Below are 22,869 nucleotides of genomic sequence, written 5' to 3'. Positions count from 1 at the left end.
GGGATAGATGGGGTCCCGTCGACAGAGGTTCCTCATGGCCAGACGTCGTTTCAGTTGGTGAGGCGGCGGTGACAGATGAGGGCCGTGTCGACGAAGGCGAGGAAGTGTTCGGCCTTGCGCTCGTATCGGCGAGCCGGGAGACCCGTTCGACGCCCCACCGATGGCGGCCGGGCCGATGTGCCGGCGGCGCAGTTTCCGGGCTTGCTGCGATCGGTCGGATTCGGTCCCGTCAGAGGCTCCCCCTTGCAGCCCGCATGCTGACGGAATGGATCGCACAGATCCGTCATGCACGGTTCAACGAATGATCACGCCAAACGAAACGTCGTCTCATGAGCGACCCCAGACGGCTGTTGGACGCTAAGCCGAGAAGCGCGTAGCGATCTGGGGCGTCCCCCGGCCTGGCCTGCATCGGGTGGGCCTCTGGTTGTTGCCGTGTGCGGCGTGACCGGCCTGGGTTCGGGACGGGCTTCCATCGAACCCGAATGGGGGGCATACCCCTTCCCGCGCGTCACTAGCGGCTGCGGTCGGTGATTCCGGGACGCGAACGGTGGCTGACAGGAAGCCCTGCCCGGCAGTGGACTGACGGGACGCCCCCGGACACTCCACCGACCCCGCTCGACTCGAACCCCGCCCCCGGCACCCCGGTCGACCTCACCGACACCGCCCGGCCCGGGCCCCGCCCCCGGCACCCCCGACCGCCCCCTCCGACCCCGAGCACCAAAGCCCCGCCCCCGCCCCCGCTTCCGCCTGCTCCCCATCCAGGCCGCCTGCGCCTTTCGGTGTCCGGTCGGCAGTCGCTGCCTCTAGACCCGCCTGACTTCCACGCCCGACGCCTCGAATTCCGCGGTCACCGCGTCCGAGAGGCCCGTGTCCGTCACCAGGACGTCCACCGACCGGGTGGGGCAGATGCGGGCGAAGGCGCGGACCGCGAGTTTGCTGGAGTCCGCCGCGATGACCACCCGGCGGGCCCGGTCGCACAGCAGGCGGTTCATCGCGGCCTCGTCCTCGTGTCGGGTCGCCGCGCCGTCGGCCGGGTCGAAGGCGTCCACGCCGACGACCGCCGTGTCCATCGTCAACTGGCCCAGGACCTGTTGGGCGAGCGGGCCGGTCAGTTCGTAGGACTGGGGGCGGGCGACCCCACCCGTCAGGACGATCTTGAACTGTGGCCTGATGACGAGTTCGCCCGCGATGTTGAGCGCGTTGGTCACCACCGTCAGCGCCGGCGAGCCCGTCGCCAGGTCCGGGCGGCCGGCCAGGGCGCGGGCCACTTCCGTGGTGGTGGTGCCGCCGGTCAGGCCGATCACCTCGCCCGGGGTGATCAGTTCCGCCACCGCCTCGCTGATGCGGTGCTTCTCGGCGGCGCGCCGGGACGTGCGGTAGCGCAGCGGGAGTTCGTACGAGACGCCGTGGACCACCGCCCCGCCGCGGGTCCGCACCAGCAGCTGCTGTTCGGCCAGCTGATCGAGGTCGCGGCGGATGGTCGCGGCGGACACGCCGAGGGTCTCCGCCGCCGGCTCGACCTCCAGCTCGCCCCGCTCCACCAGCAGATCCAGCAGCGTCTGCCAACGCTCCTTGCGGGTCATGGACCCCACGGCGATCGACCCCCTCGGTTGTGCTCCGACGGTCTCGCGCCGGGTGCTCCATTGGCCTACGCGTCGACACTAACTCAGGAGATCAACCCCCGAGGTGCTTGAAGTTGCGCGAAATGGCCAGCTACCTTGCAGGAAAACGCATATACATCGCACCCGCCGCGCTAGGGAGCCGCCATGAGCCACGTCGCGTACGAGTTGGGCACGCAGCCGGAGTGCTGGGAGCGGGCAGCCGAACTGGCCCCGGCCCAGCGGGCGGTGCTGCCGCAGCCGGGGGAGCGCACCGCGATCGTCGGGTGCGGGACCTCGTACTACATGGCCCAGGCGGCCGCCGCCCTGCGCGAGGAGGTGGGCCAGGGGGAGACCGACGCCTTCGCCGCTTCGGAGTTCCCGCTGCACCGCCGCTACGACCGGGTCGTCGCGCTCACCCGGTCCGGCACCACCACCGAGGTGCTGGACCTGCTGGCCGGGTTGCGGGACGTGGGGATCCGTACGACGGCCGTCGTCGGGGATCCGGCCACCCCGGTGATGACCCTCGCCGACGAGCTCGTGGTCCTCGACTTCGCCGACGAGCAGTCCGTCGTGCAGACCCGCTTCGCGACCACCGCCCTGACCCTGCTGCGTGCACACGTCGGCCGCCACACCGAAGCCGCCGTCGCCGACGCCCGCACCGCCCTCGCCGAGCCGCTGCCCGAACAGGCCTCCAGCCGCGGCCAGTTCACCTTCCTCGGTCGCGGCTGGAGCGTGGGCCTCGCCCATGAGGCCGCGCTGAAGATGCGCGAGGCCTCGCTGTCCTGGTCCGAGTCGTATTCCGCGATGGAGTACCGGCACGGCCCGATCAGCGTCACTGGCCCCGGCACCCTCACCTGGTCGCTCGGCGAGACGCCCGAAGGGCTCGCCGAGCAGGTGCGGGCCACCGGCGGCCAGTGGGTGGACGGGCGGCTCGACCCGCTCGCCGAGCTGGTCCGGGTCCACCGGCTGGCGATCGCCGTGGCGGCCCACCAGGGCCTCGATCCGGACCAGCCGCGGAACCTGACCCGCTCGGTGATCCTCACCGCCGGTCAGGAGGCGGTCCGATGAGCCTCGTCTCCGCCGGGGCGCTCGTCCTGGAGGCGGCGGCCGAGGGCCGCGCCGTTGCCGCGTTCAACATCATCACCCTGGAGCACGCCGAGGCCGTCGTGGCCGGGGCGGAGCGGGCGGGGCTACCGGTCATCCTGCAACTGAGCGAGAACGCCGTGAAGTTCCGCAGCGGGCAGCTGCTGCCCATCTCACGTGCCGCAGCCGCGTGCGCGGAGGCCGCCGGGATCCCGGTCGGCCTGCACCTGGACCACGTCAAGAGCCCCGACCTGCTCCGGCAGGCCGTGGACGCCGGTTTCAGTTCGGTGATGTACGACGCCGCGCAGCTCCCGTACGCGGAGAACCTGGAGGCCACCCGTTCGGCGGCCGACTGGGCGCACGCCAACGGGCTGTGGGTCGAGGCCGAGCTGGGCGAGGTGGGCGGGAAGAACGGCGCCGCCCCGCTGGACCCGCACGCGCCCGGAGCCCGTACGGATCCGGACGAGGCCCGCCGGTTCGTCGCCGACTCGGGTGTCGACGCGCTGGCCGTGGCGGTCGGCAGCAGCCATGCGATGACCAGCCGCACCGCCGAGCTGGACCATGCGCTGCTGGCGCGGCTGGCGAAGTCGGTGGACGTGCCGCTGGTGCTGCACGGCTCCTCCGGGCTCCCGGACGCGGAGCTCGCGGCGGCGGTGGCGGGCGGCATCCGCAAGGTGAACATCGGCACGGCGCTGAACCTGGCGATGACGGAGGCGATCCGCGCCCACCTGACCCCGGCGGACCCCCGGCCGTACCTGACGGCAGCCCGTACGGCGATGGCGGCGACGGCCGCGGCGATGATCGCGGTGCTGAACTGACGGGGGGAGCGGGCGGGGCGGGTCCTCGGTGGGGCCGGCCGGTGCGTCGCAGCAGGCCCCGTTCCTCTGTCCGGAGGGCGACGAACCGCGGGGTCAGCGGGGGATGAGCCGGGCCTGGTGGCAGGTGAGGGCCTGCCACCGGGCCCGGTCCGGTGTCGCGCCCCGGTCCAGGGTGCGGCGGGCCTCGACCGCGGTGACATGGCGGTCGCTGGACAGGCACAGCATGAGGAACAGGGTGGTGTGCGCCGTCTCGACGGTCTCTTCGTAGTACCAGTCGGCCCGGACGGTCCGCCGGTCGGCCAGGAAGGGGCGCTGGAGGAAGTCCTGTACGTCGAGGGGGAAGTGTCCGAGCACCCCCTGAGCCTCCGGCGGGTCCAGGACCAGCCGCTCCACCAGTGCGCCGGGCCCGCCGGGCCCGCCGGTCGCCGTGGCCGGGCCGCCCGGCCGCGGCGACCGGGCGTCGAACGAGCGGGTCCGCAGTGACCCGGGCTCCACCCGGGACCGCTCGCCGCGGTGTTCCTCCGCCCGCCCGTTGCGGTACACCGGCTCGACCCGGCACAGCCCCCGGTCCCCGAAGACGACCGCGAACGGGGCGCCGTCGGAGTAGAGCCGGGCCCACCACACCAGGGACCGGCCCGCCTTCTCGGTGGTCTTGGCGCGCGTGTCGGCCGGCAGCAGCTCCCAGCACCTCTGGCGGTCGGGGGTCCGGGGGTCGACGGGCAGTGATCCCGGTTCGTGGATCTGCGTCACGCCCTCGGAGTGCTCCGAGCGGTCGACGCGGTCGACGGCCGGCCGGTCCCCGTGCCCCGGCAGCCGGTCCCGCTGTTCGGGCAGCCGGTCCCGCTGGCCGGGAAGTCGGTCCCGATGCTCCGGCATCCTGTCCCGCCCGGCGAACTCCTGTTCCCACGCGCTGTCCATGTGTCCCCCCGGTTCCTCGAAGTCCCGTGACGCGCAAGCCCATTGTCGGTGACGGACCGGCTCCGTGCCGGGCGTCGGCGGAAACCGCCGGCCGCGAGCCTTCCCCCTTCTTGGAACACGTTCTACTCTGTGCGCCGCCACCACAGCGACCGGCTGGACCGCGAGATACCCGGAGGGGCCGTGCACCTCGAATACACGCCTGAGCAGCAGCGGTTGCGCAACGAGCTGCGCGCCTACTTCGCCGAGCTGGTGCCCGGGGACGTCTACGCCCGCTACGAGGATCCGGCCGCCCAGAAGCGCTTCTACCGGGAGACCATCCGCAGGCTCGGAGCCGACGGCTGGCTCGGGATCGGCTGGCCCGAGGAGTACGGCGGCCGCGGGATGTCGCCCATGGACCAGTTCATCTTCTTCGACGAAGCGGCGCAGGCCGTCGTACCGCTGCCGCTGATGGCGCTCAACACCGTCGGGCCGACCATCATGCAGTTCGGCACCGACGAGCAGAAGGCGTACTTCCTGCCGAAGATCCTGGCCGGCGAGATCGACTTCGCCATCGGCTACAGCGAGCCGGACGCCGGCACCGACCTCGCCGCCCTCAAGTGCAAGGCCGTCCGCGAGGGCGACGAGGAGACCGGCACGTACGTGGTCAACGGACAGAAGATCTGGACCACCAACGGGGACACCGCCGACTGGGTCTGGCTGGCCGTCCGCACCGACCCGGACGCCGCCGCGCACAAGGGCATCACCATGCTCCTGGTGCCGACCGCCGACCCCGGCTACTCCTGCACCCTGATCAACACCCTCGCCTCGCACGACACCACCGCCAGCTACTACGAGAACATCCGCGTCCCGGCGAGCCGCCGCGTCGGCGGGGAGAACAAGGGCTGGCGCCTGATCACCAACCAGCTCAACCACGAGCGCGTCACCCTCGCCGCTCACGGCACGATGGCGATCCGGGCGCTGCACGACGTCCAGCGTTGGGCCGCCGGGACCAAGCTCGCCGACGGCCGCCGCGTCATCGACCTCTCCTGGGTCCGCGGCCGCCTGGCCCGCACCCACGCCCGGCTCGACGCGATGAAGTTGCTCAACTGGCAGATGGTGGGCGCCGTCCAGGACGGCACCTTGACCCCGCAGGACGCCTCCGCGGTCAAGGTGTACGGCTCGGAGGCCCGCAGGGACGCGTACGCCTGGCTGATGGAGGTGGTCGGTGCGGCCGGCTCCCTCAAGGACGGCTCCGCGGGCGCGGTCCTGCACGGCGAACTCGAACGCGGCTACCGCAGCGCCGTGATCTTCACCTTCGGCGGCGGCAACAACGAGATCCAGCGCGAGATCATCTCCTGGATAGGCCTGGGCATGCCCCGCGTCCGCCGCTGAGCGGCCACCGGACTGGTGCGGCGGCGGGCCGGTCGGGCGGCCCGCCGCCGCGGGGGCGCGGTCGTTACGGGACGGGCTGCTGCTGGGTGACGCAGTGGATCCCGCCGCCGCCCGCGCCGAGGTCGTCGATGTCGAGCTGTTCGACGGTCCGGCCCGGGAACAACCGCTGGAGCGTGGCCTTCGCTCCGGCGTCGGCGCGGGTGTCGCCGAACTGGGGCGCGATGACCGCGCCGTTGCACACGTAGTAGTTGGCGTAGGCACCGACGAAGTTGGGGTCGGTGGAGCGGATGAGGTTGTAGTCGGGGCCCTGGAGCTTGGTCACCGAGATGGGGCCGCCCTGGGCGCCGGTGGACGTGCTCTTCCAGGTGCTGGCGGTCGAACACGGCAGCGCGTTCGACCCCGCTCCCCTGGGCACGGCGCTGGCAGCCGCCGCCGACGGGCTCGCGGCCATCCAGTCCCTGGACGCCCGGGTGGAAACGGAGGCGAGCGTACGCGCGCTCGTGTCCGGCCTCGCGGCCGCGGCCGTACGCCCCTGAGCGGACGTCGCACCCGTCACAGTGCCCGGCGCGCGGCGGCGATCCCCTGCGGGTCCCAGCCCGGCCGGGGGACGGACTCCAACAGCAGCCGCGTGTACGGGTGCTGCGGCGCGGCCAGCACCCGCTCGGTGGGACCCGACTCCACGATCCGGCCGTGCCTCATGACGATGACGTCGTCGGTGACGCAGCGCACGACCCCGAGGTCATGGGTGATGAACAGGTAGCCGATGGAAGTCTCCTCGCGGATCTCGGCGAGCAGGTTCAGGATCTGTGCCTGCACCGACACGTCCAGCGCGGCCACCGCCCCGTCTAGCACGAGGACGGCCGGCTCCACCGCCAGCGCCCGGGCGATCGCGACGCGCTGGCGCTGGCCGCCCGACAGCTGCCGCGGCAGCGCGTCCGCCTCGCGGGCGCCGAGGCCGACCTGGTCGAGCAGTTCGTCGACCCGCCGGGTGTGATCGACTGCGGGGAAGTGCAGCCGGAGGGTCTCGCGGAGCGCCTCGCCCACCGGGGTGCGGGGGTCCAGCGACAGGAACGGGTCCTGGAAGACCATCTGGACCTCCCGGGCCCGCGCGAGGCGTTCGGCCCTGCCCCGCCGGCGGTCGCTCCGGTCCCGGCCGTGGATCAGGACCCGGCCGCCGTCCGCGCGCTCCAGTCCCACGACGATGCGGGCGGTGGTCGTCTTGCCCGAACCCGATTCACCGACGATGCCCAGGGATCCGCCTTCGGACAGCTGGAACGACACGTCGTCCACGGCCCGGACGTTCCCGTAGGCCCGGTGCAGCCCGACGGCCTCCAGGACGGTCTTCCTCATCGGTGGCTTTCCTTTCGGGCGGGGGAGTGCGGCCGTCCCCGGTACGGACTCAGCCACGGCCGGCGCTTCCCGCGACCTGGTCGGCGACGAGGTCGCCGTGATGGCAGGAGACACGGCGGTCCGGACGGTCCGCCGACGGGAGCAGGGCCGGCGCCTGCCGGGTGCAGAGGTCCGTCGAGTACAGGCAGCGGGCCGCGAAGGGACAGCCGGTCAGCTCCTCGCGCAGGCTCGGCGGTCGGCCCTCGATGGCCGCGAGCCGGCCCTGCGGGGCGTCCAGGCGCGGGGTCGAATCCAGGAGCGCGGCCGTGTACGGGTGGCGCGGCCGGGCGAACAGCTCCTCGGCGGGGCCGGTTTCGACGATCCGGCCCGCGTACATCACGTACACGCGGTCGCTGATGGCCGCGGCGAGTCCGAGGTCGTGGGTGACGAAGAGCAGTCCGGTGCCGAAGCTCTCGCGCACTTCGCCGAGGAGCGCCACCACCTCCGCCTGGGTCGTGACGTCCAGGGCCGTGGTGGGTTCGTCGGCGAGGATCAGGGCGGGGTCGCCCATGAGCGCGGCCGCGATCATGACGCGTTGCAGCATGCCGCCGGAGAGCTGCCCCGGGTACTTGCGCAGCGCGTCCGCCGTGAGGCCCACGGCCTCCAGCATCCGTACCGCCCGCGTCTCGGCGGCGTCCTTCTTCATCCGGGCGTTGCGGCGCAGGCTCTCGGTGAGGAAGTCCCCGACCCGGCGCATCGGGTTGATGGCGGCCCTGGGGTCCTGGAAGATCATCGCCGCCGTGCTGGTGCGCAGGACGCGCAGCTGCCCCGGGTTCATGTCCAGGACGTCGTCGCCGACGACGCGCACCGTCCCCTGCGCCGCGGCACCGGGCGGAAGCAGGCCGAGCACGCTGCGGGAGGTGAGGCTCTTTCCGGAGCCGGATTCACCGACCAGCGCGACGGTCTCCCGGACTCCGACGCTCAGATCGACGCCGTCGAGGACGGGCCTGGCGGTGTGCAGCAGGCGCAGCCGCAGCGCCTGGATGTCGAGGGTGTTCATCGGTCCCTCCTGGCGACCTTGTCGGCCCAGCGCTCGCCGACCACGTTGAAGGCGACCACGGTCAGCACGATGGCGGCGCACGGCACGATCGCCGAGAGCGGGTAGCCGGTCTGGATGGCGGTCTTGCCAATCGAAGACCATGCGGCCCCAGTCGGGGGTCAGGGCGGGTACGCCCAGGCCGAGGAAGGAGAGGCCGGCCAGGTCGATGAGGGCGTAGCCGAAGTTGATCGTGGACTGGGCGAGGACGACGGGGGCGACCCCCGGGACGACGTGGCGCAGGCAGATCTGCAGCCCGGAGTGGCCCTGTACCCGGTACGCCTCCACGTACGGGCGGGCCCGTTCGGCGAGGACGAGGGAGCGGGTGAGCCGGCTGACGTACGGGAGGTACGCGACGGCCAGCGCGATGACGGGTGCGAGCAGCCCTTCGCCGTAGACCGACACGATCAGGACGGCCAGCAGCATGCCGGGGAAGGCGAAGACCAGCTCGGTGCTGCGGGACAGTACGGAGTCCAGCCAACCGCCCCGCCAGGCGGCTGCGGTGCCGATGGCGACACCGGCCAGGGTGGAGAAGACGACCACCCCGAGCGGGCCGAGGAGCGAGGTGCGGGCGCCCAGGACCAGGCGGGAGAGCGTGTCGCGGCCGGAGGCGTCGACCCCGAGGAGGTGCTCGGCGGACGGCCCGGCCAGGGCGTTGCCGAGGTCGACGGCGTTCGGGTCGTACGGGGCGATCCAGGGGGCGAGCAGGGCGATGACGACGACCGTGCCGACGAAGCCCAGGCAGAGCACGGACAGGGGTGCGCGGGAGGTCCGGATCCGGGCAAGGCCGGGCCGGCGCAGCAGGGTCGCGGTCATGCGGTCGCCCTCCCCGGCCCGAAGGTGACCCGGGGGTCGACCAGCGGATGGAGCAGGTCGACGAGGAGGTTCACGGTCATGAACAGCGCGACCATGATGAGGGAGATGGCCTGCACCGTGGGGAAGTCCTTGGTGGTGGTGGACAGTTCGAGGAGTTGGCCGATGCCGCCGACGCTGAACGCCGACTCCACCAGGACGGTGGTGACCAGCAGTGTGGAGACGATCAGCCCGCCCGTGGTGAGCACGGTGCCCAGCGCATTGCGGAACACGTGCCGCCGGATCACCAGGTGCTCGGCGACCCCGCGGCTGCGGGCCACGGTGACGTGCTCCTGGCCGAGTACGTCGAGCATCGCGGTCCGGGTGACGCGGGCGAGCATGCCGATCAGGTAGAGCGCCAACGCGACGGCGGGCAGCGTCAGGTGCCACAGCATCTGGACGGGCCCGTCGCCGGTGCCCCCGGTGGGGAACCAGTGCAGTTTCACCGCGAACAGCCCCTGGAGCAGGACCGCGGCCACGAACGACGGGGTGCCGATGGCGAAGGTGGTCGTCACGAGGATCGTCGAGTCGGCGGCGCCGCCGCGGACCGCGCCGATCCAGCCCAGCAGCAGACCGAGTGCGAGGACCAGGACGAGCGCCATGGAGATCAGCAGCAGGGTGCTCGGCAGCCGGTCCGCCAGCAGCCGGGACACGTCGGTCCGCTACGTGATCGAGCGCCCGAAGTCACCTTGCAGCACCTGGCCGAGCCAGCGCAGGTACTGCACTGCGAACGGCTCGTCCAGGTGGTACTGCGCGTTGATCGCCCGCAGCGCCTCCGGGGAGGCCGACCGCCCGGCGAGCAGGAAGCTCGCCGGATTGCCCGGCGCCATGTACATCGCGCCGAAGATGACGAAGGAGGCGCCGAACAGGGTGGCCGCCATTTCGGCCAGCCGCCGTACGGCGAATCTCAGGAAACTCATCGCGCGCCCGCCCCGACGTCGGCGGCCCACGGGTAGTACAGGTAGGAGATGGTGGTGGGTGCGCCGGTGATCCGCTTGTTGAGGAAGACGGCCGTGGGCCATTCGGCCACGGGGATCCACAGGACCTGGTCGGCGGCCTTCTTCTGCAACTGGGCCGCCGCCGCCGTGCGCCGGGCCGGATCGTACTCCGCGCGGGCCTTGGAGACGAGGTCGTCGTAGGCCGGATCGCTGTAGCCGGCGTAGTTCTGGAAGGCCCCGGTCTGGAAGTTGCTCAGCAGGTCCATCGGATCGGTGATGGAGTCGTAGTACGTCTCGGGGAACATGTCGAGGCCTTCGCGGGCCTGAGGGTCGGTGAACAGCGCCGTGAAGGCGTTCGGTGCGATGGTCTTCAGCCGCACGTCCAGCCCGATCAGCGTTTCCCGGCAGCCCGCCCGACGTGTGGTCGCGGGCGGCCGACCAGGCGAGGACGGTGTTCAAGGACGCGACCGACGCGCGCGGCAAGCGCTTGGAGGTCATCGACCTGCCGCAGCCCGACCTCGACAGGATCACCGGCCGGGGCGATGCCTTCGTGTCCACCTACGCGAACTTCTACGTCGCCAACGGCGCCGTCTTCATGCCCCGGTTCGGGGACGCCGCGGCCGACGACCGGGCGAAGGGGATCCTCCAGGAGCACTTCCCCAAGCGTGAGATCGTGCCCGTGAAGATCGACACCATCGCCTCGGGCGGTGGCGGCATCCACTGCTCGACGCACGACCAGCCCGGCAAGCCGGCGGCCGAGTAGCCGGACGGTCGGGGGCGCACGGTGGTGCGGCTCGGGGTGGATGTGCTTCTGCACGCCGGGGTCCGGGCCCCTGACACACAGGTCGGGCGACGGCCAGACTCGGTCGGCCACGGGCCTTCACGGCCCGTGCCGCACCATCGAGCGAGGGGGATCACGCACGTGACGTTCATCCACAACCAGCGGCTCCGGCGTTGGGGGCGCACGGCCGCGGTCGGAGCGGCCGGTGCCGTTCTGGCCCTGGCAGCCACCACCCCGGCCGAGGCCGCCTCTCCGAAGACCAACAGCCTGACACCCGCGTACGACAGCCCCTTCGCTCCGCAGGCCCTCATCGGCGGCATCTTCGGCGGGGCACCCGTGACCATGCGCTGCTGGCGCGACGGGGTGTGGGCCAACGGCACCAACCGCTGGTTCCTCGTCGAAGGGGCCGGATACAACCCGTACAGCGGGCGGCTGAACTTCGTCCGCGGCTTCGTATCAGCCAACAAGATCACCAATCAGGTCAGGGTCGACCGCTGTCCCTGACCCGTCGCGCACCCCTGCTCCGGCCCGCCGTGCCTCGGTAGGCTGGAGCGGAGGGGCGGCCCGGCGGCACGAGGGAGTTGCGGGCGCTACGGCGGTCCAGGCGTTTCGGGCGCCCCGCGCGACACGGGAGGTACGGGAATGGCCGCGACCCGGGACGGCGCACCGACCCCGCCGGACCCGGGGCTCTACGGGCCCGCGTCGGTCACCTGGCAGTGCCACGGCGACCCGATCATGTGGATCGCCGGAATCCGCGCGCTCTACCTCCAGGCGCTGCACCCCCGCGCGGTCCGCGGGGTCATGGAGAACAGCGACTTCCGCTCCGACGCCTGGGGCCGGCTCCTGCGCACCGCCGACTTCGTCGGCACCCTCACCTACGGCACCACCGAGGCCGCCGAGCACGCCGGAGCCCGCGTCCGCCGGATCCACAGCACGCTGTCCGCCACCGATCCGGCCACCGGCGAGCGGTTCCCCGTCGACGACCCCGAGCTGCTGCTCTGGGTGCACTGCGCGCAGATCGACAGCTTCCTGCACGTCCTGCGCCGCTCCGGTGTCCCGCTGACCGCCGCGCAGGCCGACCGCTACGTCGAGGAGAACCGTGTGAACGCCCGCCTCGTCGGTCTCGACCCGGCCCGCGTTCCGGCCGACACGGCAGCCCTCGCCGGGTACTTCGAGGAGGTCCGCCCGGAGCTGGCCGCCGGACCGGACGCCCGCGCCGTGGACGACTTCCTGCGCAATCCGCCCACCCATGCCCTTCTCGTCCCTGGCCGAAACCTGCTGTGGCGCCCCGTCGTGGCTCTGGCCTACGGTTCCCTCCCCGGCTACGCGCACCGGCTGTACGGGCGGACGCCGCCGCCGGAGCCGGTCATCACCCGCCGCCTGCGCCTCACCGGTACCCTGCTGCGCAGCATTCCCGCAGGTCTGCGGTGGCAGCTACCTCCAGGTCACATCTTGAAAGCGATGCACCGCATGGGCCCCGGGAGTCGCCCCTCGGCGTACACACTGCGTACATCAGCGGCCATACTGGACCGGCCGGGGAGGGCATAGGACGGGGCACGACAACGGGGGCGGCTTTAAGACATGGCGGAGTCCAGACTGATCCAGGGCCGTTACCGGTCACTCGATCTGATCGGGCGCGGCGGCATGGGCGAGGTGTGGCGCGCCCGGGACGAGTCGCTCGGCCGGCAGGTCGCCGTGAAGTGCCTCAAACCGCTCGGGCCCGAGCAGGACAAGCACTTCGTCCAGGTCCTGCGCGAACGCTTCCGCCGCGAGGCGCGCGTCGCTGCCTCCCTCCAACACCGCGGCGTCACCGTCGTCCACGACTTCGGCGACGACAGCGCTGCGGGCGGCCCCCTCTACCTCGTCATGGAACTCCTCGACGGCCGCAACCTGAGCCAGCTCATGGAGGACAACGAGGCGCGCCCGCTGCCCGTGGACGTGGTCGTCGACATCGCCGAGCAACTGGCCGCCGCCCTCGGCTACACCCACGACCAGGGCGTCGTCCACCGCGACCTGAAACCCGCCAACATCATGCGGCTCGCCGACGGCACGGTGAAGATCTGCGACTTCGGCATCGCCCGCCTCGCCCACGACATCGGTTTCACCGCCAAACTCACCGGCGGCGGCATGGCCATGGGCACCCCGCACTACATGTCCCCCGAGCAGATCGCGGGCGGCGAGGTCGACCACCGCAGCGACCTCTACTCCCTCGGCTGCGTCCTGTACGAGATCGCCACCGGCGCCCCGCCCTTCGACCTGGGCGACTCCTGGTCGGTGCTGGTCGGCCACCGCGACAACGTACCCGTTCCGCTCCGCGAGCACCGCCCCGAGCTGCCCGAATACTTCGAGCAGGTGGTCCTGGACCTGCTGGCCAAGCGCCCCGAGGACCGCCCCGGCGATGCCCGCCACCTGCACCGGCGGCTCGTCGAGGCGCGCCTCGGCCCGGGCGGCCTGCCCGGTGCCCAGGCCCCCCTGCCCGCGTGGGCCCGCGGGATGACCGCCGGCCGCAAGGCGGGCATCGACGCGCGCCCCGCGAGCGGCGCATGGGCCGTGCTCACCGGCTCCTGGACCGCCGGGCGCCCCGGCGGCGGGCACCGGATCGAGCGCCCGGCCGCCACCGAGGACCCGCGGCTCACCGCGCCGTACGGGGTCGCGTACGCGTTCGCCTCCGACGGGAGCGGCCTTCGGGGAGCCAGCCCCGATGCGCTCGCCGCCGGCCACACCCGGGCGTTCGCCCTCAGCCGCGCGGGCCGTCCCGAGGAGGCCCTGGCCGCGTACGAAGCCGTCGCGGAGGGGCGCACCGGGGCACTCGGCGCCGACCACCCGGACACCCTCGCGGCGCGCCAGGAGGCGGCGTACGAACTGGGCCGGCTCGGACGCCACCGCGAGGCCCACGACGTCTACCGCGCGGTGCTCGTCGCCCGGGAGCGCAGCATGGGCCCGCTCCATCCCGACACTCTGCGCTGCCGCCACAACCTCGCCTGCGCCCTCGGGGCGCTGGGCCGGTTCGCGGACGCCCACCGCACCGCCGCCGAGGTCGCCGCCGACCGGGCGGCCGTCCTGGGCGCCGAGCACGCGGACACGCTGCTGACCCGGTACGAGGTCGCGTACGCGCTGGGCCGCCTCGACCGCTGGCAGGAGGCCCTGGACGGGTTCGGGCAGGTCGCCGCCGTTCGGGAACGGGTGCTGGGCCGGGACCATCCGGACACCCTGGCCGCCCGCTACGAGGTCGGCATCGCGCTCGGCCGGACCGGGCACGCCGCCCAGGCCCTGGACCTGTTCCGGGGCCTGGTCCGCGACCGTACCCGGGCGTACGGCGCCGCGGACCCCGAGACGCTCCGCGCGCGGCACGTCCTCGGCGTCAACCTGGGCCGGCTGGACCGCTGGGAGGAGGCGGTGGCAGAAGCCCGGCAGGTGGCCGCGGCCCGGGCCAAGGCGCTCGGCGCCGAGCACCCGGACACCCTCGTCAGCCGCCGCGAACTGGCCGTCGGGCTGGGCCGGCTGGGCCGCTGGGACGAGGCCCTGCCCGTCTACCGGGACCTCTCCGGCATCCGCGAACGCTCCCTCGGCGACGACCATCCGGACACGGTGGCGGCCCACGCCGACGAGGCCCACTGCCTGGAGCGGCTCGGCCAGGTGTGCTACCAAGAGCCATGACGAGCTTCGGGCACGATGTATACGACGACGTGATCGTGGGCGGCGGGCACAACGGACTGGTCGCCGCCGCGTACCTGGCCCGGGCGGGCCGTTCGGTGCTGGTCCTGGAGCGGCTGGGGAACACCGGAGGCGCCGCGATCTCCACCCGCCCCTTCATCGGTGTCGATGCCCGGCTCTCCCGCTACTCGTACCTCGTGTCCCTGCTCCCCGCGAAGATCGTCCGTGATCTGGGGCTGGAGTTCGCCGTCCGGGGGCGCACCGTCTCCTCGTACACGCCGGTCGAACGCGACGGCCGGCCCGGCGGGCTCCTCGTCGGCGGCGGCGAGTCCCGCACCCGCGAGTCCTTCGCGCGGCTGACCGGCTCGGAGCGGGAGTACGAGAGCTGGCGCGCCTTCTACGGGAGGACCGGTCGGCTCGCCGAGAAGGTGTTCCCGACGCTGACCGAGCCGCTGCCCACGCGGGCGGAACTGCGGGCCCGGATCGACGACGAGGAGGCCTGGCGGATGCTGTTCGAGGAGCCGCTCGGGCGGGCCGTCGAGGAGCACTTCACCGACGACCTGGTCCGGGGCGTCGTGCTCACCGACGCCCTGATCGGCACCTTCGCGGACGCGCACGACGCCTCCCTCGCGCAGAACCGCTGCTTCCTGTACCACGTCATCGGCGGCGGCACGGGCGACTGGAACGTTCCGGTCGGCGGCATGGGTGCGCTCACGGACGCGCTCGCGGCGGCGGCCAGGGCGGCCGGGGCCGAGATCGCCACCGGCCACGAGGTGCTCCGCATCGAGACGGACGGGCGGACCCCGGCCGAGGTCACCTTCCGTACGGCGACCGGCGAAGGGCGGGTCGTCGCGCGGACCGTGCTGGTCAACGCCTCACCGCAGGCCCTGGCCGAGCTGCTCGGCGAGGCGGCGGCGGAGCCGGCGGCGCGGGCACCCGAGGGGGCGCAGCTCAAGGTCAACATGCTGCTGCGCCGGTTGCCGCGGCTGCGGGACACCTCGGTGGACCCGCGCGAGGCCTTCGGCGGTACGTTCCACATCGCCGAGGGGTACGAGCAACTGGCCCGGGCCTACGCCGAGGCCGCCACCGGGGAACTGCCGTCCGTACCGCCCTCGGAGATCTACTGCCACTCGCTGACCGATCCCTCGATCCTCGGTCCGGAGCTGGTGGCGCAGGGGTACCAGACGCTCACCCTGTTCGGCCTGCACACCCCGGCCCGGCTGTTCAAACACGACAACCGGGGGGTGCGCGAGGTGCTGCTGGCCGGCACGCTCGCGCAGTTGGACGCGCACCTGGCCGAGCCGATCACCGACTGCCTGGCCTTCGACGCGGACGGCCGCCCGTGCATCGAGGCGAAGACCCCGCTGGACCTGGAGCGCGAACTGCGGCTGCCCGGCGGGCACATCTTCCACCGGGACCTGTCCTGGCCGTACGCCGACCCCGCCGAGGACGGAGAGGGGGCCGCTCGGGGCGGGGGAGACCGCTGGGGTGTGGGGACCCCGTACGCCAACGTCCTGCTGTGCGGCGCGGGCGCCGTGCGCGGAGGCGGCGTCAGCGGGGTCCCCGGCCACAATGCGGCGATGGCCGTGCTGGGGCACTGACCGGGGACCGCCGCTATGCGGAGGGTCCGGCCGCCTCGATGACGACGATCGGGATCTCGCGGTCCGTCTTGCTCTGGTACTCGTCGTACGCGGGCCAGTGCTTCACCATCACGGGCCAGTAAGCGGTGCGCTCCTCGGCGGTCGCCGTGCGGGCCGTGCCCTGGAGGACCTTCGGGCCGACCTGGATGCGCACGTCGGGGCGGGCCGTCAGGTTCTTGTACCAGAGCGGGTGTTCGGGGTCGCCGCCCTTGGAGGCGACGACGAGGTAGCGGCCGTCGGCCTCGCCGTAGATCAGCGGGGTGCGCACGGCGTTGCCGGAGACCCGGCCCACGGTGGTGAGCAGCAGGGTCTGGGTGCCGTTCCAGTACTGGCCCTCGGCCCCGTCCGATCCGACGTACTGCTTGACGTGGTCGAGCTGCCAGGTGCCCTGCTTGGGGTCCTTCGGGTGGTCCCAGTCGATGTCCGCGGTCGCCATGTCCGTGTACCTGCCTTCGGTTGGGCTGCTTGCGGGAATTGAACAGTCAACGAAACTCAACGACTACCAACGGAGGCGGGCACGGTTTTATGCCCCCGGTCGTGGCGTGCGCTCCGGGAGCGTGAACCCGTCGAACAGGTCGTCCAGCGCGCGCCGGGTGGCGGTGGCCGGCGCGGCCCGTTCTGCCTGGTCCGCGAAGGCCGGCCGAACGGCTAGTCCGTCGACCGGGTCCAGCCGATGGCCTCGATGCGGGACGCGTCGGCCGGGCGGTCCTCCGTGAACAGGAGCCGGGCCGGTTCCGCCACCCGTACGACGTCCACGTACACCCCGCGCCCGACGTAGCGGCCGGTCGCGGCGTGCCGGAAGCGCAGCTGGACCGGGCGCCCCGCCCAGGCGGTGAGCGGGGCTTCGAGGCGGTGCCAGATCCGGCCGGACCAGCCGCCGGCGCTGCCCCGGGGCCACTGCTCGGGGGTCCCGCCCGTCGAACGCTGCGTGCTGAACGGCAGCGGCTCCCACGACTCCCCGTCGGCCGAGGCCTCCAGGTGGAAGGCGCCCTCGCCGGGCACGGTGTCCCACCACACGGCGCAGCGCAGCCGGGCCGCGGCGGTGGCCGGGGCCAGCGGCGGCAGGGTGAGGGTGCCGGACCCGCCGGTCTCCATGCCCGAGTACCAGGCCGGGCCGCCGTGCTTCGTACGGACCGGGACGGCGCGGGCGAAGCGGTTGCCGACCGCGACCCGCGGCGCGCTGCCGGCCCGCCACGTGCGGACGGGGTGGACGGAGTTGCCGAGCAGGACCAGGAAGGAGTCGGTGGAGGGGTCCAGGACCAGGGAGGTTCCCGTGAAGCCGGTGTGGCCGGCGGAGTGCGGAGTGGCCATGGCCCCCATGTACCAGTGCTGGTAGAGCTCGAAGCCGAGTCCGTGGTCGTCGCCGGGGAAGGCGGTGTTGAAGTCGGTGAAGAGCAGCTCCACGGAGGCGGGGCGCAGGATGCGACGGCCGGCGTACACGCCGCCGTCGAGGAGGGTGCGGGCGAGGACGGCCAGGTCCCAGGCCGTGCCGAAGACGCCGGCGTGGCCGGCGACGCCGCCGAGGGCGTGGGCGTTCTCGTCGTGGACCTCGCCCCAGACCAGTCCGCGGTCCAGGCCGGACCAGGGGGGCCGCTGCACTTCGGTGGCGGCGGTGACGCGGCGCCAGGAGAACGGCGGGTTGTAACGAGTGCGGTGCATCCCGAGCGGAGCAGTGATCTCGTCCTGGAGCAGGAGATCGAGGGGGTGACCGGTGATCCGTTCCAGGAGCAGCTGAAGCGCTATCAGGTTCAGATCGGAGTACCGGTACACCGTCCCCGGGGGTTCCTGCGGGCACACCGCCCACAGCATCCGCAACTGCCCCTCGCGGGTGGACTGCTGGTAGAACGGCGCCCAGGAGCGGAGCCCCGAGGTGTGCGTGAGCAGCTGACGGACCGTGATCAGCTCCTTGCCGCCGCCGGTGAACTCGGGCAGGTACCGGTCCACCGGAGCCTCCAGCTCCAGATTGCCGCGCTCCATCTGCTGCACGGCCAGCAGTGCAGTGAACAGCTTGGTCAGCGACGCCAGGTCGAAGACGGTGTCCTCGGCCATCGGGATGCGCTGCGCCGCCGGGAACTCCAGGACCCGGTCGGTGCGGCCGTCGTAGTCCGCGTACCGGACGGCCTCGCCCATGGCGCGGTGCAGGGCGATCGTGCGGCCCCGCCCGGCGAGCACCACGGCCCCGGCGTAGTAAGGACGTTCGGGGGAGGGGCCGAGGAACCGCCGGGCCTCGTCGGCCGCCGCCTCTAGGTGTTTCTCGACCAGTCCGGCCTGTCGCGGCGACCCGTACCGCAGGCGCAGCCCCTGGAGTGCGCGCCGCTCGGCCGGATTGCCCGCGGCCCCCGCGGCCCCGGGCAGCGCGGCGTGCAGCACGAGCACCCCGCCGAGCGCCAGCAACCGCCCTGCGAGCCGCCGCCGACTCAACCCCGGCCCGCGCGCGCCCGGCCGCACCTTCGGCTCATAACCGCCGGCTGCGTCCGGGACGTCCCCGACCGCGGCCCCGACCGCCGGCCCCTCCGGTCCGACGCAGCCGCTTCCCGCCCCGTCGGCGGGGGACGCCGACGCTCCTGCGGCGACCTCCCTGCCCGCCGCCCCGTGGTCCTCCATGACCGGTCCTCCCGTCAGCCGCCGCACCCTCCCGAAGTATCTGCCCGCCGGCACGGCGGGCCCCGCACCGACCGGCCCCCAAAGAATCTGACGATGCATCAGGAAATCTCTTCCCTCGGCCGCCGGGCTGCGGCATGCTGCCGACCATGGAGACGGAGCTGAGCAAGAAACTGGGAGTCGAGCACGCCATCTTCGGCTTCACGCCCTTTCCGGCGGTCGCCGCGGCCATCACCCGCGCCGGCGGCTTCGGCGTCCTCGGCGCCGTCCGCTACACCGCCCCCGACGACCTCAAACGCGACCTCGACTGGATGCAGGAACACACCGACGGCAAGCCGTACGGCCTCGACGTCGTCATGCCCGCCAAGAAGGCCGTCGACGGCATCAGCGAGGCCGACATCGAGGCGATGATCCCGGCCGGGCACCGCGCCTTCGTACGCGACACCCTCGCCAAGCACCACGTGCCCGAACTGGCCGAGGGAGAGGCCTCCGGCTGGCGGATCACCGGCTGGATGGAGCAGGTCGCCCGCAACCAGCTCGACGTCGCCTTCGACTACCCCATCAAACTCCTGGCCAACGCCCTCGGTTCCCCGCCCGCCGACGTCATCGCACGCGCCCACGACCACGGCGTCCTCGTCGCCGCCCTCGCCGGCAGTGCCAAGCACGCCCGCCGCCACGCCGAAGCCGGCATCGACGTCGTCGTCGCCCAGGGCTACGAGGCCGGCGGCCACACCGGCGACATCGCCACGATGGTCCTGGTCCCCGAGATCGCCGAGGCCGTCGCCCCGCTCCCCGTCCTCGCCGCCGGCGGCATCGGCAGCGGCGAGCAGATCGCCGCCGGCCTCGCCCTCGGCGCCCAGGGCGCCTGGCTCGGCTCCCTCTGGCTCACCACCACCGAAGCCGACCTGCACTCGCGCGCCCTCACCGAGAAGCTGCTCGCCGCCGGCTCCGGCGACACCGTCCGCTCCCGCGCCCTCACCGGCAAACCCGCCCGCCAGCTGCGCACCGAGTGGACCGACGCCTGGGACGACCCCGACGGCCCCGGCGCGCTCCCGATGCCGCTCCAGGGCCTGCTGGTCGCCGAGGCGGTCTCCCGGATCCAGAAGTACGAGGTCCAGCCGCTGCTGGGCACCCCCGTCGGCCAGATCGTCGGCCGGATGAACTCCGAACGCAGCGTCCAAGCCGTCTTCGACGAGCTCACCGGCGGCTTCGAGCGCGCCATCGACCGCATCAACCGCATCGCCGGCCGGGCCCGAAAGGTGTGATCAGCATGAGTGACCAGCCCGTAGCGGGGTCCCCCCGGACGATGCCCGGGGGAGGATTCTGGGCGCAAGCCGCCGCCGACCCCGAGCGCACCGTACTGATCACCCCCGAGGGCGAGGAGTGGACCGCCGGCCGGCTGCACGCCGACGTCAACCGCCTCGTCCACGGACTGCGCGCCGCCGGCCTGCAGCGGGGCGACGTCTTCGCCGTCGTCCTCCCCAACGGCGTGGAGCTCCTCACCGCCTACCTCGCCGCCTCCCAGGTCGGCTTCTACCTGGTCCCGGTCAACCACCACCTCGTCGGGCCCGAGATCGCCTGGATCGTCTCCGACTCCGGCGCCAAGGTCCTCATCGCCCACGAGCGCTTCGCCGACGCCGCCACCGCCGCGGCCGACGAGGCGGGCCTGCCCGCGAGCCACCGCTACGCGGTCGGAGCCGTCGCCGGCTTCCGCCCGTATGCCGAACTCCTCGGCGGGCAGTCCGCGCAGCCCCCGGCGGAGCGCACCCTGGGGTGGGTGATGAACTACACCTCCGGCACCACCGGGCGTCCGCGCGGCATCCGCCGCCCGCTGCCCGGCAAACTCCCGGAGGAGACCCACCTCGGCGGATTCCTCGGGATCTTCGGCATCCGCCCGTTCGACGGCAACGTGCACCTGGTGTGCTCCCCGCTGTACCACACCGCCGTGCTCCAATTCGCGGGCGCAGCACTGCACATCGGACACCCGCTGGTCCTGATGGACCGCTGGACCCCGCAGGAGATGCTCCGCCTCATCGACGGCCACGCGTGCACGCACACCCACATGGTCCCGACGCAGTTCCACCGGCTCCTCGCCCTCCCGCAGGAGACGAAGGACGCGTACGACGTCTCCTCGATGCGGCACGCCATCCACGGGGCCGCGCCCTGCCCGGACCACGTCAAGCGGGCGATGATCGACTGGTGGGGCACCTGCGTGGAGGAGTACTACGCGGCCAGTGAGGGCGGCGGAGCGTTCGCCACCGCCGAGGACTGGCTGAAGAAGCCCGGGACGGTCGGCAAGGCCTGGCCCATCAGCGAACTCGCCATCTTCGACGACGACGGCAACCGGCTGCCGCCCGGTGAACTCGGCACCGTCTACCTGAAGATGAACACGGGCGGCTTCAGCTACCACAAGGACGAGGACAAGACGGAGAAGAACCGCATCGGCGACTTCTTCACGGTCGGCGACCTCGGGCTGATGGACGAGGAGGGGTACCTCTTCCTCCGCGACCGCAAGATCGACATGATCATCTCGGGCGGGGTGAACATCTACCCGGCCGAGATCGAGTCCGCCCTGCTCACCCACCCGGCGGTCGCCGACGCCGCCGCCTTCGGCATTCCGCACGCCGACTGGGGCGAGGAGGTGAAGGCGGTCGTCGAACCGGCCGAGGGCTTCGTGGCCGGGGACGCCCTCGCCGCCGAGATCCTGCACCACTGCGAACGGCAGCTGGCCGGCTTCAAGCGGCCGAAGTCGGTCGACTTCATCGAGACGATGCCGCGCGACCCGAACGGCAAGCTGTACAAGAGGCGGCTGCGCGACCCGTACTGGGAGGGCCGCGAGCGCGCCGTGTGAGCGGCGCGCACGGGGCGCAGCGCGGCCGGGCGCGGCGGAGCGGGGCCGGGGTCCCGCTCCGCCGCGCCACGCCCGAACGTGCGTGAGAAGTGCCACGTCAGGGCCCCGGATGCGCACCATGTGCCGCACTCGGAGGACAGTTCTGGCAAGTTGGCCGATATGAGTACGGCAACCCGCAAATTCTCCCTTATTGACTGGACCGTCATCGTCCCCGTGGTGGCGCTCCTCGCGCTCGTCTTCAGCTGGGGACGCGATCTGCCCGGATTCGCCGTGGGCCTGGTCGCGCTGTGTCTCGCGGGAGCGGTGCTGGCGGCCGTCCACCACGCCGAGGTCGTGGCCCACCGGGTGGGCGAGCCCTTCGGCTCGCTCGTCCTGGCCGTCGCCGTCACCGTCATCGAAGTGGCCCTCATCGTCACCCTGATGGTCGGCGGCGGCGACAAGACCGCCTCCCTCGCCCGGGACACCGTCTTCGCCGCCGTCATGATCACCTGCAACGGCATCGTCGGGCTGTCCCTGCTCGTCGGCGCCCTGCGCAACAGGGTCGCCGTCTTCAACGCCGAGGGCTCCGGCGCGGCCCTGGCCACCGTGGCGACCCTGGCCGTCCTCAGCCTGGTCCTGCCGACGTTCACCACCAGCAAGCCGGGGCCGGAGTTCTCCACCGCCCAGCTGACCTTCGCCGCCGTCGCCTCGCTCGCCCTGTACGGACTGTTCATCGCCGTCCAGACGGTCCGCCACCGGGACTACTTCCTCCCCGTCGCCACCGGGGTCACCCAGCCCGGCGCGAAGGAGGCCGACGATGACGGCGGCGGCGACGGGCAGCACGCCGCGCCGCCCACCGCCCGCGCCGCCCTGGTCAGCCTCGGCCTGCTGTTGGTCGCGCTCATCGCCGTCGTCGGCAACGCCAAGGCCGTCTCGCCCACCATCGAGGCGGCCGTGATCGCCGCGGGCCTGCCCAACGCCGTCGTCGGGGTCGTCATCGCCCTGTTGGTGCTCGCCCCCGAGACCCTCGCCGCCGTCCGCGCCGCGCGCCGCGACCGCGTCCAGACCAGCCTCAACCTGGCCTACGGCTCCGCCATCGCCAGCATCGGCCTGACCATCCCCGCCATCGCACTGGCCTCCATCTGGCTCTCCGGCCCGCTGCTGCTGGGCCTCGGGCCGATCCACATGGTGCTGCTCGCCCTGACCGTCGTGGTCAGCGCCCTCACGATCGCACCCGGCCGGGCCACTCTGCTCCAGGGCGGCGTCCACCTCGTGGTGCTGGCCGCGTACCTGTTCCTCGCCGTCAGCCCCTGAACGCACGCGGCGGGACCGGACGATCCTGCCCCGCCGCGCACCG

19 protein-coding genes and 3 pseudogenes are annotated in these 22,869 nt (G+C 72.7%); 12 read left to right on the top strand and 10 right to left on the bottom strand.

All coding sequences use genetic code 11. The features are described from left to right. Positions 1-50: 50 nt before the first annotated feature. A pseudogene (locus tag OHA65_RS05745) lies at positions 51-169 on the bottom strand (IS5/IS1182 family transposase); the annotation flags it as partial. Positions 170-803: 634 nt separating this feature from the next. Beyond that, on the bottom strand, positions 804-1,583 hold the full coding sequence (locus OHA65_RS05740) for a DeoR/GlpR family DNA-binding transcription regulator (protein ID WP_327282023.1): 780 nt from the start codon (positions 1,581-1,583) through the stop codon (positions 804-806). A 183-nt stretch (positions 1,584-1,766) separates the two neighbouring features. Between OHA65_RS05740 and OHA65_RS05735 the strand changes: the two genes are divergently transcribed. Next, on the top strand, positions 1,767-2,669 hold the full coding sequence (locus OHA65_RS05735; protein WP_328761823.1) for an SIS domain-containing protein: 903 nt from the start codon (positions 1,767-1,769) through the stop codon (positions 2,667-2,669). Then, a complete protein-coding gene (locus OHA65_RS05730) occupies positions 2,666-3,502 on the top strand; it encodes a class II fructose-bisphosphate aldolase (protein WP_328761822.1) in 837 nt (278 codons plus the stop codon). Before OHA65_RS05735 ends, OHA65_RS05730 begins: the two co-directional genes overlap by 4 nt. A 93-nt stretch (positions 3,503-3,595) precedes the next feature. Here OHA65_RS05730 and OHA65_RS05725 read toward each other — a convergent pair whose 3' ends face one another. Then, positions 3,596-4,420 (bottom strand): hypothetical protein, encoded by an 825-nt coding sequence (locus tag OHA65_RS05725; RefSeq protein ID WP_327282020.1) that lies wholly within the window; start codon positions 4,418-4,420, stop codon positions 3,596-3,598. A 180-nt stretch (positions 4,421-4,600) separates the two neighbouring features. Between OHA65_RS05725 and OHA65_RS05720 the strand changes: the two genes are divergently transcribed. Next, on the top strand, positions 4,601-5,791 hold the full coding sequence (locus OHA65_RS05720) for an acyl-CoA dehydrogenase family protein (RefSeq protein WP_327286003.1): 1,191 nt from the start codon (positions 4,601-4,603) through the stop codon (positions 5,789-5,791). 64 nt (positions 5,792-5,855) lie between these two features. Here the strand turns inward: OHA65_RS05720 and OHA65_RS05715 are convergent, their stop codons facing one another. Further along, the gene (locus tag OHA65_RS05715; protein ID WP_327282019.1) at positions 5,856-6,113 is read right to left on the bottom strand and encodes an agmatine deiminase family protein; all 258 of its coding nucleotides are present in this window, start codon (positions 6,111-6,113) and stop codon (positions 5,856-5,858) included. Positions 6,114-6,117: 4 nt separating this feature from the next. Between OHA65_RS05715 and OHA65_RS05710 the strand changes: the two genes are divergently transcribed. Further along, positions 6,118-6,327 (top strand): hypothetical protein, encoded by a 210-nt coding sequence (locus OHA65_RS05710; RefSeq protein WP_327282018.1) that lies wholly within the window; start codon positions 6,118-6,120, stop codon positions 6,325-6,327. A gap of 16 nt (positions 6,328-6,343) precedes the next feature. Here the strand turns inward: OHA65_RS05710 and OHA65_RS05705 are convergent, their stop codons facing one another. The 4 genes and pseudogenes from OHA65_RS05705 to OHA65_RS05690 all read right to left on the bottom strand — a co-directional run bounded on the left by OHA65_RS05705 (position 6,344) and on the right by OHA65_RS05690 (position 10,386). After that, positions 6,344-7,141: an ABC transporter ATP-binding protein gene (locus OHA65_RS05705; protein ID WP_405761405.1), complete on the bottom strand. Its 798-nt coding sequence runs from the start codon at positions 7,139-7,141 to the stop codon at positions 6,344-6,346. Positions 7,142-7,190: 49 nt separating this feature from the next. After that, on the bottom strand, positions 7,191-9,032 hold the full coding sequence (locus tag OHA65_RS05700; RefSeq protein ID WP_405761402.1) for a dipeptide/oligopeptide/nickel ABC transporter permease/ATP-binding protein: 1,842 nt from the start codon (positions 9,030-9,032) through the stop codon (positions 7,191-7,193). Then, positions 9,029-9,988 (bottom strand): annotated as a pseudogene (locus OHA65_RS05695) (ABC transporter permease). Before OHA65_RS05695 ends, OHA65_RS05700 begins: the two are co-directional and overlap by 4 nt. Further along, the gene (locus OHA65_RS05690; RefSeq protein ID WP_327282009.1) at positions 9,985-10,386 is read right to left on the bottom strand and encodes a hypothetical protein; all 402 of its coding nucleotides are present in this window, start codon (positions 10,384-10,386) and stop codon (positions 9,985-9,987) included. The pseudogene OHA65_RS05695 and the gene OHA65_RS05690 overlap by 4 nt, the downstream one beginning before the upstream one ends. Positions 10,387-10,400: 14 nt before the next feature. On the opposite strand from OHA65_RS05690, the pseudogene OHA65_RS05685 reads away from it, so the two are divergent. The 5 genes and pseudogenes from OHA65_RS05685 to OHA65_RS05665 all read left to right on the top strand — a co-directional run. Continuing rightward, a pseudogene (locus OHA65_RS05685) lies at positions 10,401-10,769 on the top strand (agmatine deiminase family protein); the annotation flags it as partial. A 159-nt stretch (positions 10,770-10,928) separates the two neighbouring features. Then, positions 10,929-11,291 carry a hypothetical protein gene (locus OHA65_RS05680; RefSeq protein WP_327282008.1) on the top strand — a complete coding sequence of 121 codons (363 nt, stop codon included), beginning with the start codon at positions 10,929-10,931 and terminating at the stop codon, positions 11,289-11,291. A gap of 138 nt (positions 11,292-11,429) precedes the next feature. Further along, positions 11,430-12,335 (top strand): oxygenase MpaB family protein, encoded by a 906-nt coding sequence (locus OHA65_RS05675; protein ID WP_328761813.1) that lies wholly within the window; start codon positions 11,430-11,432, stop codon positions 12,333-12,335. 33 nt (positions 12,336-12,368) lie between these two features. Continuing rightward, positions 12,369-14,444 (top strand): protein kinase domain-containing protein, encoded by a 2,076-nt coding sequence (locus tag OHA65_RS05670; RefSeq protein ID WP_328761812.1) that lies wholly within the window; start codon positions 12,369-12,371, stop codon positions 14,442-14,444. Beyond that, positions 14,441-16,042 carry an NAD(P)/FAD-dependent oxidoreductase gene (locus OHA65_RS05665; RefSeq protein WP_327282005.1) on the top strand — a complete coding sequence of 534 codons (1,602 nt, stop codon included), beginning with the start codon at positions 14,441-14,443 and terminating at the stop codon, positions 16,040-16,042. The genes OHA65_RS05670 and OHA65_RS05665 overlap by 4 nt, the downstream gene beginning before the upstream one ends. Positions 16,043-16,055: 13 nt before the next feature. On the opposite strand, the gene OHA65_RS05660 is transcribed toward OHA65_RS05665, so the two are convergent. Further along, complete coding sequence (locus OHA65_RS05660; RefSeq protein ID WP_327282004.1) at positions 16,056-16,517, bottom strand: nitroreductase family deazaflavin-dependent oxidoreductase; 462 nt, start codon at positions 16,515-16,517, stop codon at positions 16,056-16,058. Positions 16,518-16,729: 212 nt separating this feature from the next. Continuing rightward, positions 16,730-18,685 carry a serine hydrolase gene (locus OHA65_RS05655; protein WP_405754759.1) on the bottom strand — a complete coding sequence of 652 codons (1,956 nt, stop codon included), beginning with the start codon at positions 18,683-18,685 and terminating at the stop codon, positions 16,730-16,732. 146 nt (positions 18,686-18,831) lie between these two features. On the opposite strand from OHA65_RS05655, the gene OHA65_RS05650 reads away from it, so the two are divergent. From OHA65_RS05650 to OHA65_RS05640, 3 genes are all read left to right on the top strand, one after another. Further along, the gene (locus OHA65_RS05650; RefSeq protein ID WP_327281999.1) at positions 18,832-19,947 is read left to right on the top strand and encodes a nitronate monooxygenase family protein; all 1,116 of its coding nucleotides are present in this window, start codon (positions 18,832-18,834) and stop codon (positions 19,945-19,947) included. 5 nt (positions 19,948-19,952) lie between these two features. Next, positions 19,953-21,533 carry an acyl-CoA synthetase gene (locus OHA65_RS05645; RefSeq protein ID WP_327281998.1) on the top strand — a complete coding sequence of 527 codons (1,581 nt, stop codon included), beginning with the start codon at positions 19,953-19,955 and terminating at the stop codon, positions 21,531-21,533. A gap of 159 nt (positions 21,534-21,692) precedes the next feature. Further along, the gene (locus OHA65_RS05640) at positions 21,693-22,826 is read left to right on the top strand and encodes an ionic transporter y4hA (protein ID WP_327281997.1); all 1,134 of its coding nucleotides are present in this window, start codon (positions 21,693-21,695) and stop codon (positions 22,824-22,826) included. The last annotated feature ends 43 nt before the right edge of the window (positions 22,827-22,869 follow it).

Origin of the sequence: Streptomyces sp. NBC_00045, assembly GCF_045041095.1 — a bacterium.
GTDB lineage: Bacteria > Actinomycetota > Actinomycetes > Streptomycetales > Streptomycetaceae > Streptomyces.
This window is presented reverse-complemented; position numbering and strand designations above follow the sequence as displayed.

Bases quoted from the DNA above. Each gene is read 5' to 3' on its own strand.
- OHA65_RS05740 (WP_327282023.1), bottom strand. From the start codon at position 1,583: ATGACCCGCAAGGAGCGTTGGCAGACGCTGCTGGATCTGCTGGTGGAG.
- OHA65_RS05735 (WP_328761823.1), top strand. From the start codon at position 1,767: ATGAGCCACGTCGCGTACGAGTTGGGCACGCAGCCGGAGTGCTGGGAG.
- OHA65_RS05730 (WP_328761822.1), top strand. From the start codon at position 2,666: ATGAGCCTCGTCTCCGCCGGGGCGCTCGTCCTGGAGGCGGCGGCCGAG.
- OHA65_RS05725 (WP_327282020.1), bottom strand. From the start codon at position 4,420: ATGGACAGCGCGTGGGAACAGGAGTTCGCCGGGCGGGACAGGATGCCG.
- OHA65_RS05710 (WP_327282018.1), top strand. From the start codon at position 6,118: ATGGGGCCGCCCTGGGCGCCGGTGGACGTGCTCTTCCAGGTGCTGGCG.
- OHA65_RS05705 (WP_405761405.1), bottom strand. From the start codon at position 7,141: ATGAGGAAGACCGTCCTGGAGGCCGTCGGGCTGCACCGGGCCTACGGG.
- OHA65_RS05700 (WP_405761402.1), bottom strand. From the start codon at position 9,032: ATGACCGCGACCCTGCTGCGCCGGCCCGGCCTTGCCCGGATCCGGACC.
- OHA65_RS05675 (WP_328761813.1), top strand. From the start codon at position 11,430: ATGGCCGCGACCCGGGACGGCGCACCGACCCCGCCGGACCCGGGGCTC.
- OHA65_RS05670 (WP_328761812.1), top strand. From the start codon at position 12,369: ATGGCGGAGTCCAGACTGATCCAGGGCCGTTACCGGTCACTCGATCTG.
- OHA65_RS05665 (WP_327282005.1), top strand. From the start codon at position 14,441: ATGACGAGCTTCGGGCACGATGTATACGACGACGTGATCGTGGGCGGC.
- OHA65_RS05660 (WP_327282004.1), bottom strand. From the start codon at position 16,517: ATGGCGACCGCGGACATCGACTGGGACCACCCGAAGGACCCCAAGCAG.
- OHA65_RS05655 (WP_405754759.1), bottom strand. From the start codon at position 18,685: ATGGAGGACCACGGGGCGGCGGGCAGGGAGGTCGCCGCAGGAGCGTCG.
- OHA65_RS05650 (WP_327281999.1), top strand. From the start codon at position 18,832: ATGGAGACGGAGCTGAGCAAGAAACTGGGAGTCGAGCACGCCATCTTC.
- OHA65_RS05645 (WP_327281998.1), top strand. From the start codon at position 19,953: ATGAGTGACCAGCCCGTAGCGGGGTCCCCCCGGACGATGCCCGGGGGA.
- OHA65_RS05640 (WP_327281997.1), top strand. From the start codon at position 21,693: ATGAGTACGGCAACCCGCAAATTCTCCCTTATTGACTGGACCGTCATC.